Below are 16,137 nucleotides of genomic sequence, written 5' to 3'. Positions count from 1 at the left end.
TTATACATGATCTTATTGTACATTTGCGTTATCGAAACACTACCTAAAATATTTTTTGGCGGCTTCCCACTGGATGCCGATGAGCTTGAACTGGTGCAGCTTGTAAGCCTGCATGGAAATGTTCAGACTATTAAGATTGTGCGCGACAAAGCCACACGCAAATGTAAGGGCTATGCTTTTCTGGAAATGGCTACCAAAGCCGACGCCGAGCAAGCTGTTGAAGCACTAAACGGCGCTACCTACAAAGGAAAAGAATTATCTGTTAGCATTAAAGAAGATGAGCCTGCACCGGCAAAGCCTGTATTTAGAAAAGTAGGCCGCCCCGGCGACACTGATAAACCCAAACGCCGCAGAATTAATCAACGGTAATTGCTTTATGAGATCTGCTGTAACTTATATCCTGTTGGTTACATTGCTTGGCTTCGGTATAACTGTTAACGCACAGGATGCGCGTGCTCTGATTAAAGAAGGGATACAGTTAAATCAGGAGAAGCAATACACCGCGGCAATTGAAAAATATAAGGCTGCTTTAGCTCTCGAACCGGATAACACAACAGCCAACTACCAGATCGCTGTCAGCCTTAGTGTTTCAGGAAAAGGATTAGATGCATTGCCGTATCTGCAAAAAGTTGTTACTGAAGATGCTTCTGCTGCGGTACTTTCTTCCTCATTCGCTTTAATGGGGAATATTTATGATAAAGCCGCAAAGCCTGATAAGGCTATTGACAGTTATCTTAAAGCAATCAACACTGATACGGCAAACTATCTGCTGCATTACAACCTTGCACTTGCATATTTCCGTGCAAAAAAATACAATGAGGCTGAAAAAAGTGTGCTCAATGTTCTTGCGAAGGAACCGAAACACACCGGCAGTTTACGTGTGTACGCTTTAGTTACCTTTCACCAAAATAAACGAGCTCCGGCACTGCTTGCCCTTTGCCGTTTGCTGTCAATCAGCCCAACAGGGCAAAGCAGCGGCGAAGCCTTTGGAAACCTGAAAAGCATACTTAAAGGAGGCACATTAAAGGCTGACCCCGGCGTTAAACCACCGGTAGTTGATGCCAAAAACAAAGAACTTAACCAGGCAATTATTACTGCTGCTAACAACACCGGAACCGGCACACAATCAAATACTGCGTTTTTAGGTAAACAGTTGGCCGCAATATTTATTAAACTGGGCACTATTGCCAACAAACAAACAGCAGATAACACATTTTACGATGATCTGGCTGAACACTTTCATCAATTAGCCTTATCTGATCGTATGACAGCCTTTGCGAATTTCATCAGCCAAAGCGCCGATAAAAATGCTGCAGCATGGGTAAAAGCACACCCTGATCTTGTAGCTGGTGAATGGTAACCAGGCATTGTTAATAACTGTAACTTTTCAACAAAACCCTTAAAACAGCCTGTATTCGATATATTTGGTACAACGAACCCTAACTAACTATGTTGTCCGAAGAACTCATCGCACGCATCCAAAACGAAACTGACCTGGCAGCGCTTATTCAAAATTACATTCCTTTGCAGGAAGGCAGAAAAGCGTTAAAAGGCAACTGCCCTTTACATGACGACAATCTTTCGTTTATGGTTATGCCGGCTAAAAACGTTTTCAAATGCTTTGGATGCGGTACAGAAGGCGGTCCAATTGAGTTTCTGTCTTTGATAACAAAAAAGACAAAGGACGAAGCCGCCGAGATACTTGCTCAGCATGCCGGAATTTCTGCAAAAAGATCAGCTTAACTTATCAGCATTATTTATTCTTGACCTTGCGCGCTTCATTATTGAATATCAAGATAATAATTACTAACAAAGCCGGCTTTATGACCGGCTTTGTTAGTAATTACATTTTATTCAACATCCTTTTCGCTGGCATAGGTATTACCAAACCTGTCGGTTGCGGTTACCGTAACCTTTTTTACACCCGGTTTAAAGTGCGCTACAAATAAATGGTTTGTTTGAACTGGCTCCACAAAATGCCGTGGCTCTGGCAAGGTATCCCCTTTATACAGTGTAACTGCTAACGGATCAAAACCGGCTTCTTTAGGCAGTTCACCCATGTTTTTACCATCCAAAGCATACGTTACTTTCCACTCCTGGTCATAGTTCCATACATTGGCTATCAAGCGGACCTGATCAGTAAGTTTATCTGTATAGATGCTTATCTGATGATTTGCCGGTTGTCCGGTTGACTTGTAGTACCATTTGAGATTATTTCCGGTTACTTCATAAACGGCATATCCGCGCGGGGTGCCATCGGTACAAATTGGACCAGTCCACCAGGCGCCGCAAACCGTGCCGTGATTGTGTTCAAATATACCATTGGTAATGTTGTTATCATTATAATGGGTATGGCCCGACATAATGTGAACATTTTTATATCCTTTTAAAAGGGCATAAAAGTACTGGTTATTTTTAACCTGGTTGTAAACAGGAATGTGCAGGTTGATAATCAACAGGCGATCTTTCGGTACATATTGCAGGTCTTTTTCAAGCCATGCCAGCTGATCTTCAGTCATGTAGCCATCATATTCACGCTCGGTGCCAAGGTAACGAACATCATCAAGCACTACGTAGTGCGCTTTTCCTCTGTTAAACGAATAATACGTTGGCCCGTACACTTTTTTGAATGTTGCGTCTGAAGTTTCGTCGCCGCCCATGCGGTAATCCATATCATGATTACCCAAGGCCTGGAAAAACGGAATGCCCATTTTTGCTACGGCTTCATTATAATCCGGAAAAAGATCGTGACTATCCCAAACAATATCACCTACGCAAATACCGTGTACCAATGCATCCTTACCCAGGCTGCGGATAGTTTCAATGGTATCAGGCACGGATGTTTCCATCATTTGCTTTACATCCTTTTTATTTTTCACCTGCGGATCGGCCCAAATGATGAAATGATGCTTATCATCATTTCTTTTTAAAGGCGTAAGCTTGAAATCGAACTGAGAGCCTGAGGCTAAATCAGAATAATGGCGGGCTACATTGTAATCTGTTTTAAACTCGTAACCCGAAGGGGTACTCATGAAAACGCTTTTTGCCTTTTCGTTGGGCGTTAGCTCGTAGTTACCGTTTTTGTCGGTTACAACAACCGAAAAACCATCAGAAACAACAACATTAGCAATTCCCTTTTTACCATCGGTTACTTTGCCTTTGATGGCTTGTCCGGCGGTAAGCTTAGAAAACGCGTTTGTTTTTAAAGAAATAAACGCGCTACCGGTAATCAGGCCGAGACCTTTTATAAATTTTCTTCTGTCCATAGGTATTTATTCAAAGAAAAGTCAGTGCCTTTTCAGGCACTGACTTGAAATTAATTAACAATAATTGTAAGGTTATCGCCGCTCTCAATAGTGCTTAATGGCGATGTTGGGGTTAGCGGAATACTGGTTACCGTACGGCCTTTTGTCCAGCGGCCGGTGGCGGCATCATATACACCACCAAGCTGACTGAAATTACTTGTAGCAGGCAGCGTAAGTTTTGATGTATTGGTACCGGCGCCGTAAAACGATTGATCGAGCCTTGTAACAGGATTGATAGTGCTATAGTAATCGGTATTGGTAATACGATATCCTACTTCAGGCGGACCAGGTGAATAGACATTGCCGTTACCGCCATACATAATTACATCTAAAGGCACGCTTGCAGAAGTAACCGCGATACCGCTGAACACTGATACACCCGCAACGTTACCGCTGTTGGCCAGCAGATTGGCTGTTACCGCGCCAAAGTCGTCACCCGGAACGGTTGCGTACATCCTGCTTACTATCCAGTTGGCAGTACTTATATCAGTAGAACCGGCGCCGTAGATATTTTTGTTGCCGCCAACATAAAATAATTGACCTTTTGATACTTTGCCTGATGTTAGGTTGAACTTGTAGGTACGCGCCAAACCTTGGGCCCAACCATTTTCAGGAGCAGGATTACTACCGGCATTGTTTGTGGTAACCACAGCAAAGCTGGTTTCGGCAAAATCAATATCGCGGGTTGCCATAAACTGGATATACTCATAGTTGGCATCAACGCCGGTAGGGTCGGTAAGGTAACCGGTTATGATTATCGGAGATGGCTTTATAAGCGGAAGTTCAAAAACATCATCCGCAGTGCGTGGCCACAATACCAGCTTACCGTTAGCTATTACAGGCACACCGGTAAAGTTCGCACTTGGCGGAATCTCATCATTAGCAAAAGTAGCTCCTGGCTCAACGTGTACCGTCATCTTACCAAAACCGTCGTTTATGGTTTTATCTCCAGAAAAGGTGTCACCGGGCTGCGGCTCGGGTTCAACTATTGAATTGCTAACGGTGATCAGCGTGTTTTCATAGTTATCAGGTGAAGCCATAAGCGTTGATGAAGGTACCGAACGCACCTTTATAGTGTGGTTCTCGCTCACCTTGGTTACTGCATCTGCAGATACTCCTTTAAGGCGCATGCTGCCGTTCACTCTTGTGAGAGTCGCGTTGGTAACCTGTACAGTCACAGAATCGCCCGGAAGGTAGTTTGAAGCAGCGTCACCTATTTCAATGGCAATACCACGCACTTCTTTCCGGCGGTCGTTTTGTATAACCAGCAAACCTGCAGGGCTGTTGCCTGATGTGGTATTCGAAATAACTACTCCCACAATTTGCTGTGCTCCCCCCATGTTTTCAGTCGTTAATTTAACGTCCGATCCTTTGTATAAATCCTTCAGGTCGACTACTGCTATAATGGGGCTTAGCGCACCTTCGGCATAATCATTTTTTTTACAGGCAGCTTGGGCCAGTGCCAGTATTGCAATTATATATAATGCTAGTTTTTTCATTTTTTCCAAATTCAGTGTTTAAAGAATTATGGTTTTTGCCACCAAACCTGTGTGTATATTTCATCAGGGCCTTGAGCAGCAACCGCGGCTCTATAGTTATCCGGATTGGTTGACTGCACATAAACAGGGTAAACCAAACGTGCAGGCATTACACCATTGTTGCGTAAGCCATTACCCTTCGGCAACACCGGATGGCCTGTACGACGGTATTCAAACCACTGCTGGAAATCTGTCCCGAACATTGAATAATACTTTTGCAAATGGATCATTTCCATCTTGTCATTTAATGAAGCATCTTCATTCCAGGCTATGTCGGCTGAAGCCAGGTACTCGTCAATTGGTGTGGTAAAAGTTGGTATCCAGAAAGTAATGCCTGATTGTACACCTGCTTTATAATATGTTTCTGCAGGCGTGCTTATCCAGCCTTTAGCTGCTGCTTCGGCTAAGATAAACTGAAGCTCAGAGAAGTTCATGATGTTACCCATCAGCGGATCGTTCATCAAGGTAGTTTTTGATGTGGTTGACAGGAAGTACGATTTCTTCTCTATGTTTTCACCCGGTGCATAACCGCTTGGCACACCGGCATAACCTCCCTGATAAGTACCTATCGACCATCTGTTGGTAGTAAGTCGCGGATCGGCCCAGCGGCTTAAGTTATTGATGAAAAATTCAGTAATAGCCAAAGCCCGCCAGTCCTGCTCCCGCACGCCGCCAATAAACGGCGAGGTAAGCGAGCCTGCTCCTGTCCAGCGCAATACAGCGGCATCTTCGTTACCTGCCATTATTGGATAAGCTGCCGGGTTTGTATCAACTATTTCTTTGATTTTAGCTTTGCAGAAATCGGCCATCTCGGCTTTGCCTGATAAGCGCATTAGTAAACGCAGGTACAGGCTATTGCCAAACTTCCGCCATTTCGCGGCATCGCCGTTAAATACAGGGTCGCTTGAAGGCACTACATTGGCCGCAGCGTCAAGTAAGGTGTCAGCCCTTTCAAGGTTATTAAATATATCTGTGTAAATGTCTTTTTGCTTATCAAATTTAGGCGTAAAGTTGCCTTCACGGCCCTGGTTCGATTCAAAGTATGGTACATCTCCATAAGTATCAGTAAGCAGCGAGTACACCCACGACTGGCATATCAACGATATACCCATGTAGCTTTCATTATAGTTTAATGGCTGGCTGGCTACGTTATAGATATCCTTAAAGTTTGTCAACTGGATATACCATCCGTTCCAGGTATTATCAGCCATGCTGCGCCTGATGTCATAACGGAAGACCCTTCCTTCCGAGTCGCCCATGTCAACGGTTACCTGCATCAACTCATTATTGAAGTTACGGTTACGCAGCATGTTGGTAGATAATGTATTAACCAAAGCCGGCGCCAGTAATTGCTGTGGCAGGGCGTTAGGCGTACCGTTAGGGTCGGTATTCATTTCAATAAAGCCTTTTTTACATGATGATATCGCTGCAGACATAAGCAGCATCGTCATTAAAAATATATATGTATTTTTTTTCATTATTCAAGTTTTAAATACCAACTGTAATGTTGAAACCAAATGTGCGGGTTGACGGGAACTGCGCTACCTCAAAGCCCTGCACAATGTCACTGCCTGATAGCGTACCAAATTCAGGATCAAATATTGGCCAGTTCGACCAGATGAACAGGTCGCGGCCATATACGCCGATAGTAGCACGCTGTATTCCTAACCTTTTAGTGAAATTCGGGTTAAGCGTGTAATCAAATCTTGCTTCGCGGAACTTGATAAAATCGGTTGAGAAGGTGTTGCCTTCGGCGTTGTCAATACCATAGTGTGAGCGGTAGTAGCCATCGATATCTGATGCAATAACATCATTCGGTCTGTAAGTACCATCAGCATTTTGTATTACACCTTTACCAATAATACCGTTATACCTGCCTGGCAGGGTGATGGTTGTTTTACCCTGTTCGGCCAGTTTGTAGTTTGATAATGAGTAAGCTACACCACCAAATTGCGCGTCAAACAATACATTTAAACGAAATTGTCTGTACCTGAACTCATGCCCTAAGCTTATGCGCCATTTAGGCATGGTGTTACCCAGGTAAACCAGGTCGTCGGAAAGTTTTGCAAAGCCGGTTGCTTCATCATAAACTATCTGGCCATCAGGCGAACGCAGGTAACCCCTGCCATACATATCGCCCATGCTACCGCCAACGGTTGCAACAATTTGGCCGCCGCCTACAGGGCCGTTACGCAGCACTACCGAACTATCAGCCAGTTGCTCAATTGTATTGCGGTTTGCACTTACAGTACCAAAAATTGTCCAGTTAAAACCATTACCTGTTTTTACCGGTGATCCGTTCAATGCTATTTCTATACCCTGGTTTTTAACTTTACCAACGTTTATTACCGCCTGTGAAAATCCTGACGACTGATCGACGGTACGGTTAAGTATCTGGTTTTTTGTGTTACCTGTGTATAGTGCTACATCAAAACCCAAACGGTTATTAAATAACTTCATTTCGGCACCTACCTCCAATGTTATGGTGCGTAATGGCTGCAGGTCGGGATTAGCCAGTATACGCGGATTTTGCAAGCCACCCGAATAGGTACTTCCTGCCGATACATAGTTGAATGTTGTTTGGTATGGCGTTGTGGTACCGCTACCAACACCGGCCAATGAAACACGTAGTTTAGCATAGTTAATAGCTGCCGGTAGTTTGAAGGCTTCAGACACCAGGTAACTTAAACTTGCTGAGGGATAAAAGAAACCTACCTGATCGGTACGCTCAGCAGTGGCAAGGGTGCTCACCCAATCCTGACGCGCGGTTAGATCGAGGTATAAGTAATCTTTGAAGCTTGTGGACAACAAGCCATAAAAGCTGTTAATAGCGTATTTCGACCTGAATGGCATAGTAACCAGCGGACCGGCGTTGTTAGCCATTGAGTACACACCCGGATATACCAGTGAATCGGCACGCACCTCGTCCCTGTTATAAGTATTACGCAGCATGCTACCGCCGGCTGTTGCGGTTAAGTTGAAATCGTTATTGATTTTTTTGTTATAGCGAAGCAGGAAATCGCCGCCAGCCTCTTGCGAGTAAATGTTTTGCGTACGGTATGATCCTTTTGGATATTTTGTACCGGCGTCAAAAGGCCTTTCCTGTGCACGCTGCTCGTAGCCCATATCAAGGGTGGCACGTATTTGCAGGCTTAGCTCTTTTGTAAAGGCATAGTTTGCCATAATGTTACCTGTAACCGAGTTACGGTTGCTGCGGTTGATGAACTCGTACGATACCGCGTATGGGTTTTCAGGGAATGAGCTGAAAGGATAGAATATACGGCGACCTTCTTCATTAATGCGCCAGTAATTCTTCAGCGCGTTCAAATCAGCATTAGGCTGCCAAAAAATGAACCAGTACATTAACGACTGGTTACCATAACCGGCACCCGGAAGGTTATCGCTGTTTTTGTTATTATAATTAACTTTTGAGCTGATAGTAAGCTTATCAGTAACATTTGAGTTTACCGACATAGCCACACTGTTACGTGTGTAACCTGTATTTGGGATTATCCAATGGTTAGTTACATTAGTGGCTGAAAAACGAGCCGAAGTTTTGTCGGTACCGCCATCAACGCTTATTGAATTGGTGTAGGTTTGGCCAGTCTCAAAAAACTCGCGTATCTGATTTTTGTAAGGCACCCAAGGAGTTCTTTCAGTACCCTGCGCCTGTGTTACCGGGTCGAGCTGATAGAACATTTGTCCGTCAAACTTTGGGCCGTATGCCGAACTGGTAGCGCTTGTGCTGGCACCATCAGGCCCTGCGCCAAACGAGTAATAGCGCGAACCGGCTGTGCCTTGTCCGTATTCGTATTGAAGATCGGGCCAGCGGTTAACTTCCTCAAATGATAAGTTTGAGTTTACGGTTATACCTATGCCTTTGCGGCGACTGCCCGATTTTGTGGTGATAATTATAGCGCCGTTTGCACCTCGTTGGCCATACAACGCAGCTGCACCGGGACCTTTTAAAACGGTTACATTCTCAATATCTTCAGGATTGATATCGTTCAGGTTACTGCCATAGTCGGCAGGCATAATATCACTGCTGGTACCGTAAGCGTTCTCGCCCGAGTTAGCTGTACGCCTTCCACTACCCTGGTTAATTACTACACCGTCAACAACAATTAAAGCCTCGTTATCGCCGGTCAGGTTGTTCTCGCCGCGAAGGATGATCTTGTTTGAACCTGCCGGACCGCTGTTTGACCTGATAAGGTTTAAACCTGCTACTTTGCCTGATAATGCGTCTGTCCAGTTGCCTGATAATGCGTTGGTGATCTGCTCACCTTTTACCACTGTAGCTGCATAACCCAACGCTTTTTCTTCACGTTTTATACCCAGCGCAGTTACAACAACTTCCTGTAAACTGTTGGCCTCTTCTTTAAGTACCACATCAAGAGAAGTGTTTCCGTTATCACGCACAGTCACATTTTCTAATTTCTGAGTTTGATAAGAGATGAAGCTTACTTCAACGGTATATGTTCCGGGTGCAACGTTAAGGGTATATGAGCCATCAACTTTGGTTGGCACCGAAACACCAGCTTGAAGTACTTTAACAGAAGCGCCCGGCAACACTGCCCCGCTTTCATCAGTAACCTTACCTGAAATTTTGCCTCTGCCCTGCTGTTCTTTCTGAACAATAACTATGCTGTGGCTGCCGGTTTGTTTGTATGTAAAAGGTGTGCCTTTCAACAACAGATCAAGTACATCATCTAACGGCCTGTCGGCTCTGGAAATAGTAACCACTTGTTTATCATTCAGCAGTGAGTTGTTATAGCTAATAGAAATATCAGCAAGTTTTTCCAGCCGTTGAAAGGCTTCGCGCAGCGTTATAGCCTGCGCTTCAAACGTTATTTTTTTGTTAATTATCGTTTGTGCCTGTGCGTTGTTAAAGCACAAAGGCAGTTGCATGAGCAACAGTATGGCCAACAACCATAACTTTTTCATATATTTACTTGATTTATACTTATTTCGAAAGTGAGTTTAAATTTTTATCGAAGCCTCAGGGTTGTTACCAGCAATCCCGGGGCTTGCTCTTTTACAGGTAAACGCTATCTCATAATTTTCCCTCCTTTTTGGTTTGGGTTTGAAATAAAGATATGATCGCCTTTTTGTGTACAGGCAAGGCCTGATATGGCTGAAAGTGTTTCGGCTATATCATCAATAGATTCGTTTGTAAAACTTGTTGTAAGTTTAACATCCCCCAATTCAGGTTCAGTAAATTCAATTACCACCCCGTAATGATGTTCAACAGACGACGCGATATCTTTTAAGCTTGTGTTGTAATAAGACAGCTCATTATTTATCCACGCGCTAATTCCCGCTGCATCGGCTTTATTAAAGGCATAAATGTCGCTTTGTGTGTTGATGCTTATTTGTTCATTAGGCAATAAGTACTTAACCAACTGTTGCTTTCCGTTAACCGCTGCCATTACCCCTACTTTGCCCGTACGAACGGTTACCATTACCTTATTCAGTTTTGAGTAAGCGTTTACGTTAAATGATGTGCCCAGCACCACAGTGGTTATTTCTCCACTCTTCACCACAAAGGGACGTTGCTTGTTGTGTACAACATCAAAAAAAGCTTCACCATCAAGGTAAACAGCGCGCTCACGTTCCGTAAACGCTTTTGAGAATTTCATGCTGCTGCCGCCTGCCAGATAAACTACAGATCCGTCGGGAAGCGTAATCTTCGACTTTTTACCGTTGGCATTACTTACTATCTGTAATTCAGCCGGACGGTTAAATAGTAATGAATAACCAAACCAGCCAGTGAAAGCCACAAGCAAACAGGCCGCGGCGTAGGTTAACCATTTACGGCTGCCAATTATTCGCAGGTGGTGTTTTTTGTTATTATTTATTTTTGATTGTACGTTAGCCCAGACTTTATCTGCATCAACCGGACGATTATGGTAGCTTTTAGCGGCTTCAAGTATCCGGATAGTCTCACTAAACTGAGACAGGTTTTCAATATCCTCATCCAACCATTCCTGCAGTTTTACCAGTCCCTCGTCACTGATGGTTCTTTCGAAATACTCAACTATTAATCTGTAGCTTTGATCTTCCATTAATATCTGTCTCTACATACAAAGACAGATTTTTGGGGGCCAATACGTATTAAAGTTTGTTATGGTTGTATTAACAAATCTTTAATTTCATGTAGTGAGATCGTGAGGATTGTTTATTAAACGACGAAGATTTTTGATGGATTGATATAGCATGGTTTCTACCGTACGCACAGTTATTCCCAGCAAATTTGAAATCTCATGTTTATCCATATTATCAATCCTGCTCATCAGCAGCACCTGGCGTTGGGCAGGCGGCAATGTATCAATAAGAGAAAGTATTTTTTTGTATGACTCTCTGCCCGATAAGATTTTAAACGGAGTGTTATGCTCGGCATGTTCTTCAGCCTGTGCCGAATAATCTTCTATATAATCAAGCGGCGCCTTCTTTTTCTGTATATAGTTTAAGGCTGCATTTTTTGCTGATGAAAAGAAATAGCTCTTGATATTAATAACAGTTACTACATCCCTGTTTTCCCAAAATCTGATAAATATATTGGATACTATTTCTTCGGCAGCAGCATCATCTTTTATGTACACCGAACATAGCTGACACAAACATTTATAATACCGGTGAAACAGCTCTTCCAGCGCAAACTGATTGCTTTGCCTGATATAGGAAATTAGTTCTTCATCGGTAGAATCGCGAAACATACGCCGCAAATTTACCGCAGCTATGTTAGGATAGTGTTAATTCTAAAAATCAAAAAGTATTTAGCAGTACTTCAGTAACTTATAATTTTTTTGATATCTCTTTGCTCACAGCAGCCACTTCACGCAGTAAAAGCGGAAAAGCTGGCACAGCCATTCCACCATGATCAAAACCCTGCAGTTCATAAAGGGTAGTGTGTTTATGACCAACCAGCTTTAGCATTCTGTACAAATACGCGTTTTCTTCATAACGGCCAAAAAGTTCCATTTCACGGTCACCGGTTATCAGTAAAATTGGCGGAGCATCAGCCCTTACGAAGTAGAGCGGCGCATATTTGTCAATAGTAGGTTGTAAGGCTTCTATCCCCTTTTCGGCCCTTACGGTAAAATGCGTGATGCATTGTCCGCTGAAAGGAATAAGTCCGGCTATAGCGTTAGCATCGATATTATATTTATTAAGGTAGCTTTTATCAAACGTTATCATCGTCCCTAAATAACCACCTGCCGAATGCCCTGATACAAAAATAAGTTTATTGCTGCCACCGTATTTTTCAATATTTTTAAATGCCCAGGCAACAGCTGCTGCCGCATCTTCAATATAAGCAGGGGCTTTTACTTTAGGCGATAAACGGTAACCTACACCAATTACTGCATACCCTTTATCCATTAGTTGCTGCGGAATTTCTTTGGCGCCTCCTGTAATGCCACCCCCATGAAACCACACAATGGTAGCAAAGTTTTTTACGGCTTTAGGATAGTAAATATCAAGCGTACATTGTGATTGTATGTAAGCATCCTTTTTAGTTTCTGCCTCAGAATAATAGTGAATGTTTTTTTCAGTTATATACTGCTGTTGCGCATTTACTGTTAACGTACTGATAAAAAATAAAATGATTAAAAGCTTTTTCATTTGCAGGAATAGTGCTAAAAGGTGAATGTTTGTTGACACGGCAAGATAGTAATTTGATTATTGCTTTAATATCTTTGTTTGTAACACAGTGGTTAATGTTATAGTATTTGCTGTGATAATTCCAAACAAATTCAAAAAGCTTGTCTTTTAATAAAGTCAATTAATATAAATATGAATACAGAAAAAGCGATACTGGCCGGAGGATGTTTTTGGGGTGTTGAAGAACTCATCAGGCACTTGCCCGGGGTAGTATCAACCGTTGTGGGCTATACAGGCGGAGATGTAAAAAATGCAACCTACCGCCACCATGGTACTCATGCTGAAGGTATCGAGATAGTTTTTGATCCGGAAGTGTTATCATACCGCAAACTGCTTGAGTATTTTTTCCAGATACACGACCCAACTACACGCAACAGGCAGGGTAATGATATTGGCACATCATACCGCTCAGCAATATTTTATCTTGACGACACCCAGCGTGAAACATCTGAAAAATTAATTGAGGAAATGGAAGCTTCAGGTAAATGGCCGGGTAAGATAGTAACGGAAGTAGTGCCTGCCGGCGACTTCTGGAATGCCGAAGAAGAACATCAGGATTATCTGCAAAAGTACCCTTATGGCTATACCTGCCATTTTGAAAGGCCCGAATGGAAGCTTAGTTAAAATAAAAGCAGAATAACCCGGGTATCCTGCTTTTATTTTGACATTTAGAAAGCTACTGAAAAATGTACCATCAGGCGGTTGCCTGCTTTTACCCTGTTGTTAGCCAAATGTTGTGAGGCAACATCCTGATAATTTGCTCCCGCAGAAAAACGGCCAAAGTTGGTTTCCAACCCGCCAATTAGCGACAGAACATGCCCGCCTGATACGTCAACTGTGTATTTATTGTCTTCAGTATCCTGCTGCGAGGTTTCATACAGCACACCGGCATTTGGCGCTACAGTAAGTTTTTTAAAAAAACGGAACTTATAGTAAGCCAAAGCATTTGCTGTTAGCTTGTTCCCGTACCGGTAATCGTACTTATTGGTTGTATTGATCTTGTAATTGGCATTGATGTTAACACCCAAATCCATCAAACGCACATCATAAGCGGCGTTCAGCGTAAAATCTGTACTGGCAGTGCCTAACTGGAAATTATTCGGCGACTCAGACGACAACTCACGTTCAGACGGCTCATATTTACCGGTTGGCGCTTTTACCCCTGCCCCTACCCATAACGACTGCACCAGCAGCTTGTTACTAACGGTATGCCTGGTGCTGAACAGGTTGTAATAGCCCATCACCGCAATATCACCAAGCCCTTCCTTTGTACCATTACCGGTTTGCGCTGTCCGCTCGTTAAAGTTGTAAGGCACAAATGCTAATATGCGGAACTTTTTAGAGATGTTCCATCCGCCCCATATTTCGGCTGTTTGATAAGTTTCGTCTGAGGTAATGGCTGTACGCTCGCCAAACGGCCCTAAGTGCGTCATCAGCGTTTTATGCTGATAACGCAGGCCAATAAAGCGTTTGTTGTATTCGGGCAAAATGCCCAGATAATAACTACCTACACCGCATCCGCAGATATCACAGGCAATAGTTGGGTAGCTTAATACGGCAAGCAGTAGTATAAGGAAGATTTTTTTCATGTAAGCTTTTTATAGTTTATTGTTCTGCCAGATCTTTACGTGTAATAAAGTCAGGGTCGTCCAGGGTTTTAAGAAAGGCTGTTAGTTTAGTACGGTCATCAACACTTAAAGCGATACCAAGTGTGCCATCTTTTTGCAGCAGCGGATCAAGGTTTTCAGTTGCCTGAACTTCGGCGTTATAATGATCAAACACGCCATTCAGAGTTAAGAAACGGCCATCGTGCATATACGGAGCGGTATATGTTAAATTACGTAAACTAGGCACTTTAAATTTATAACGGTCTGTCGCTATCAGCGTCGCAGTATATAATCCTTTATCATTTATAGTACTCGGTGCAAGGCCATTATTACGGAACGAGCCATCAGTAAACAACGGTTCGCTATGGCAACTGCTGCATTTCGCTTTAAAAAGCTCATATCCTGCCTGTTCATCTGCGGTGAAGCTTGCACCATCCTCTTTGCGCATCACTTTATCATATTTTGAATTGGCACTGATACACATCAGCATAAACTGCGATAAAGCTTTCATAAAGCGGGCAGTTGTGATTTCCCCGGTACCGAAGGCAGCCTTAAACATTGTTGGATATTTAGATACTGTTTTTAGTTTCTCCATCACATTGTTTAAGTTTTCATCCATCTCTTCATGCGTAGTTATCGGCACAATAGGCTGCAAATCCAGGTCATAGATTCCACCACCCCACATAAAAGCCTTGTTCCAGGCAAGGTTCATGATAGGTGGCGAATTACGGGTTCCCAACCTATCGTCAATACCATGGCTTACATCGTGCCCGTGTTGTGTAAAGGCTGACGATTGTATATGGCACGAACCGCATGAAATGGTGTTATTGCGCGATAGCCTCGGCTCATAAAACAAGCTGCGCCCAAGCAGGAAACCGGCTTCAGTTACCTGGTTGTTTTCAAGCTTGTAAACCGGCTCGGGAAAATTAGCCGGCTTTTTAAAGCCGAGAAATGTGCTGACCGTCTCCTCTATCACCTTATCTTTTTTACAAGCGTACAAAAAAGCAGCAAAGCAGAGCAGAACGATCCAAAATGCTTTCTTTCTCATTAATTTTCGGTATGATCATGTCTGAACATCTCACTCAGGTTGGTAGCAACGCTGGTGCTGTATTCGCTAAACATTACGTTAGGGTGATCTGCTATTTTGAAAGAGTTTTTACCATTAAATACCTTCATCAAATCAACCAGCAGGTGAATATTGCTTTCACGGTCTTTACGCACTTTTGCTATGCCGCCGGCAGTCAAATCAAGGGTTATAGTTTTTATATTGTTGATAGTTGGCGCATTGTAACCACCAAAACCGCCAATATGATATTTGAATTGTTTTTTACCGGTTGGGTCCCCATTTTCATCATCAGATATTACGCTTGAGTTACCTTCAAACTTAAAAAAGATATAACCGGCGTTCCAACCCCAGTACATGCCATCCATACCTGTTCCTGGGTCAAGCACGCCGGTACGTTTGCTTACATCCATGGTACTGCGCAGGCTGTCGACACCCAGCGTAAAAGTTAGCTTAGTATAGTCGCCTTCAGGCACTTTCACGTTGGCAAAGCGGGTGGCTTCGTTGTCACCCTTAATCAAAAAGTAACTGCTATCAGGGTTTACAGTGTATGTTTGGCCACTTGCTGTGGTTACTTTAATATTGCTGATAAAGTACTGCACAAGTGATATCGAGAACTTCTCACCTGCAGCATTGGTGTACAAACTCGCAGTATTGTTAAAACTTAAAGTGCGGTCGCCAACTATGTTATCAAACTCCACTGATAGCGGGGCCAGGTTATTTTCATCAAAATCCGGTGTCGGGTCATTCTTTTTTGAACAAGCAGAAAGCGACAGCAGCAGCACTGCTACAAGGCCGGTAATTTTGGTTTGTATATTCATTAATTTCATAGATTAAGCCGATTGAATTTAAAATCTTACAAGTAGCGCCAACACAAGCAAAACTTATTGTGCACAGGCATACTACAGTTATGTATAATATTGAAAGAATAGATTAAAGTAACAGATACTGCAATCAGGAAT

The 16,137-nt window shown here is 43.1% G+C and carries 14 protein-coding genes; 4 read left to right on the top strand and 10 right to left on the bottom strand.

Features of this window, described 5'->3' with window-relative positions; all coding sequences use genetic code 11:
* The first annotated feature begins 6 nt into the window (after positions 1-6).
* The 3 genes from EOD41_RS02750 (at position 7) to EOD41_RS02740 (ending at position 1,743) form a co-directional block, all read left to right on the top strand.
* Positions 7-369, top strand: a complete 363-nt coding sequence (locus EOD41_RS02750) for an RNA recognition motif domain-containing protein (protein ID WP_127703241.1) — start codon at positions 7-9, stop codon at positions 367-369.
* A 7-nt stretch (positions 370-376) separates the two neighbouring features.
* On the top strand, positions 377-1,360 hold the full coding sequence (locus EOD41_RS02745) for a tetratricopeptide repeat protein (protein WP_127703240.1): 984 nt from the start codon (positions 377-379) through the stop codon (positions 1,358-1,360).
* 89 nt (positions 1,361-1,449) lie between these two features.
* Positions 1,450-1,743: a CHC2 zinc finger domain-containing protein gene (locus tag EOD41_RS02740; protein ID WP_127703239.1), complete on the top strand. Its 294-nt coding sequence runs from the start codon at positions 1,450-1,452 to the stop codon at positions 1,741-1,743.
* 107 nt (positions 1,744-1,850) lie between these two features.
* Here the strand turns inward: EOD41_RS02740 and EOD41_RS02735 are convergent, their stop codons facing one another.
* The 7 genes from EOD41_RS02735 to EOD41_RS02705 all read right to left on the bottom strand — a co-directional run bounded on the left by EOD41_RS02735 (position 1,851) and on the right by EOD41_RS02705 (position 12,466).
* Positions 1,851-3,266, bottom strand: a complete 1,416-nt coding sequence (locus EOD41_RS02735; protein ID WP_127703238.1) for a calcineurin-like phosphoesterase C-terminal domain-containing protein — start codon at positions 3,264-3,266, stop codon at positions 1,851-1,853.
* Positions 3,267-3,316: 50 nt separating this feature from the next.
* On the bottom strand, positions 3,317-4,804 hold the full coding sequence (locus tag EOD41_RS02730; RefSeq protein WP_127703237.1) for a DUF5689 domain-containing protein: 1,488 nt from the start codon (positions 4,802-4,804) through the stop codon (positions 3,317-3,319).
* A 26-nt stretch (positions 4,805-4,830) separates the two neighbouring features.
* Positions 4,831-6,321 carry a SusD/RagB family nutrient-binding outer membrane lipoprotein gene (locus tag EOD41_RS02725; protein WP_127703236.1) on the bottom strand — a complete coding sequence of 497 codons (1,491 nt, stop codon included), beginning with the start codon at positions 6,319-6,321 and terminating at the stop codon, positions 4,831-4,833.
* A gap of 10 nt (positions 6,322-6,331) precedes the next feature.
* Complete coding sequence (locus EOD41_RS02720) at positions 6,332-9,787, bottom strand: SusC/RagA family TonB-linked outer membrane protein (protein WP_240663154.1); 3,456 nt, start codon at positions 9,785-9,787, stop codon at positions 6,332-6,334.
* Positions 9,788-9,891: 104 nt separating this feature from the next.
* Positions 9,892-10,908, bottom strand: a complete 1,017-nt coding sequence (locus EOD41_RS02715; protein WP_127703235.1) for a FecR family protein — start codon at positions 10,906-10,908, stop codon at positions 9,892-9,894.
* Positions 10,909-10,995: 87 nt separating this feature from the next.
* Positions 10,996-11,559, bottom strand: a complete 564-nt coding sequence (locus EOD41_RS02710; RefSeq protein WP_127703234.1) for an RNA polymerase sigma factor — start codon at positions 11,557-11,559, stop codon at positions 10,996-10,998.
* Positions 11,560-11,638: 79 nt separating this feature from the next.
* Positions 11,639-12,466, bottom strand: coding sequence for an alpha/beta hydrolase (locus tag EOD41_RS02705; protein ID WP_127703233.1), 828 nt, complete (start codon positions 12,464-12,466; stop codon positions 11,639-11,641).
* A gap of 171 nt (positions 12,467-12,637) precedes the next feature.
* On the opposite strand from EOD41_RS02705, the gene msrA reads away from it, so the two are divergent.
* On the top strand, positions 12,638-13,129 hold the full coding sequence (gene msrA, locus EOD41_RS02700; protein WP_127703232.1) for a peptide-methionine (S)-S-oxide reductase MsrA: 492 nt from the start codon (positions 12,638-12,640) through the stop codon (positions 13,127-13,129).
* A 44-nt stretch (positions 13,130-13,173) separates the two neighbouring features.
* Here the strand turns inward: msrA and EOD41_RS02695 are convergent, their stop codons facing one another.
* Genes EOD41_RS02695 through EOD41_RS02685 form a run of 3 tightly spaced genes read right to left on the bottom strand, consistent with a single transcriptional unit; the run spans position 13,174 to position 16,005 of the window.
* Positions 13,174-14,094: a transporter family protein gene (locus tag EOD41_RS02695; RefSeq protein WP_127703231.1), complete on the bottom strand. Its 921-nt coding sequence runs from the start codon at positions 14,092-14,094 to the stop codon at positions 13,174-13,176.
* 16 nt (positions 14,095-14,110) lie between these two features.
* Complete coding sequence (locus EOD41_RS02690; protein ID WP_127703230.1) at positions 14,111-15,160, bottom strand: cytochrome-c peroxidase; 1,050 nt, start codon at positions 15,158-15,160, stop codon at positions 14,111-14,113.
* Positions 15,160-16,005, bottom strand: a complete 846-nt coding sequence (locus EOD41_RS02685) for an MbnP family protein (protein WP_127703229.1) — start codon at positions 16,003-16,005, stop codon at positions 15,160-15,162. Before EOD41_RS02685 ends, EOD41_RS02690 begins: the two co-directional genes overlap by 1 nt.
* Between the last annotated feature and the right edge of the window lie 132 nt (positions 16,006-16,137).

Source organism: Mucilaginibacter limnophilus (assembly GCF_004005815.1).
GTDB classification, from domain to species: domain Bacteria; phylum Bacteroidota; class Bacteroidia; order Sphingobacteriales; family Sphingobacteriaceae; genus Mucilaginibacter; species Mucilaginibacter limnophilus.
Note: the sequence above shows the minus strand (reverse complement) of the source record. Positions and strands in the feature narration are given on the sequence as shown.

What these genes read in the sequence shown, in the direction of transcription:
- EOD41_RS02750 (WP_127703241.1), top strand. Translation starts at nt 7, where the DNA reads ATGATCTTATTGTACATTTGCGTTATCGAAACACTACCTAAAATATTT.
- EOD41_RS02745 (WP_127703240.1), top strand. Translation starts at nt 377, where the DNA reads ATGAGATCTGCTGTAACTTATATCCTGTTGGTTACATTGCTTGGCTTC.
- EOD41_RS02740 (WP_127703239.1), top strand. Translation starts at nt 1,450, where the DNA reads ATGTTGTCCGAAGAACTCATCGCACGCATCCAAAACGAAACTGACCTG.
- EOD41_RS02735 (WP_127703238.1), bottom strand. Translation starts at nt 3,266, where the DNA reads ATGGACAGAAGAAAATTTATAAAAGGTCTCGGCCTGATTACCGGTAGC.
- EOD41_RS02730 (WP_127703237.1), bottom strand. Translation starts at nt 4,804, where the DNA reads ATGAAAAAACTAGCATTATATATAATTGCAATACTGGCACTGGCCCAA.
- EOD41_RS02725 (WP_127703236.1), bottom strand. Translation starts at nt 6,321, where the DNA reads ATGAAAAAAAATACATATATATTTTTAATGACGATGCTGCTTATGTCT.
- EOD41_RS02720 (WP_240663154.1), bottom strand. Translation starts at nt 9,787, where the DNA reads ATGAAAAAGTTATGGTTGTTGGCCATACTGTTGCTCATGCAACTGCCT.
- EOD41_RS02715 (WP_127703235.1), bottom strand. Translation starts at nt 10,908, where the DNA reads ATGGAAGATCAAAGCTACAGATTAATAGTTGAGTATTTCGAAAGAACC.
- EOD41_RS02710 (WP_127703234.1), bottom strand. Translation starts at nt 11,559, where the DNA reads ATGTTTCGCGATTCTACCGATGAAGAACTAATTTCCTATATCAGGCAA.
- EOD41_RS02705 (WP_127703233.1), bottom strand. Translation starts at nt 12,466, where the DNA reads ATGAAAAAGCTTTTAATCATTTTATTTTTTATCAGTACGTTAACAGTA.
- msrA (WP_127703232.1), top strand. Translation starts at nt 12,638, where the DNA reads ATGAATACAGAAAAAGCGATACTGGCCGGAGGATGTTTTTGGGGTGTT.
- EOD41_RS02695 (WP_127703231.1), bottom strand. Translation starts at nt 14,094, where the DNA reads ATGAAAAAAATCTTCCTTATACTACTGCTTGCCGTATTAAGCTACCCA.
- EOD41_RS02690 (WP_127703230.1), bottom strand. Translation starts at nt 15,160, where the DNA reads ATGAGAAAGAAAGCATTTTGGATCGTTCTGCTCTGCTTTGCTGCTTTT.
- EOD41_RS02685 (WP_127703229.1), bottom strand. Translation starts at nt 16,005, where the DNA reads ATGAAATTAATGAATATACAAACCAAAATTACCGGCCTTGTAGCAGTG.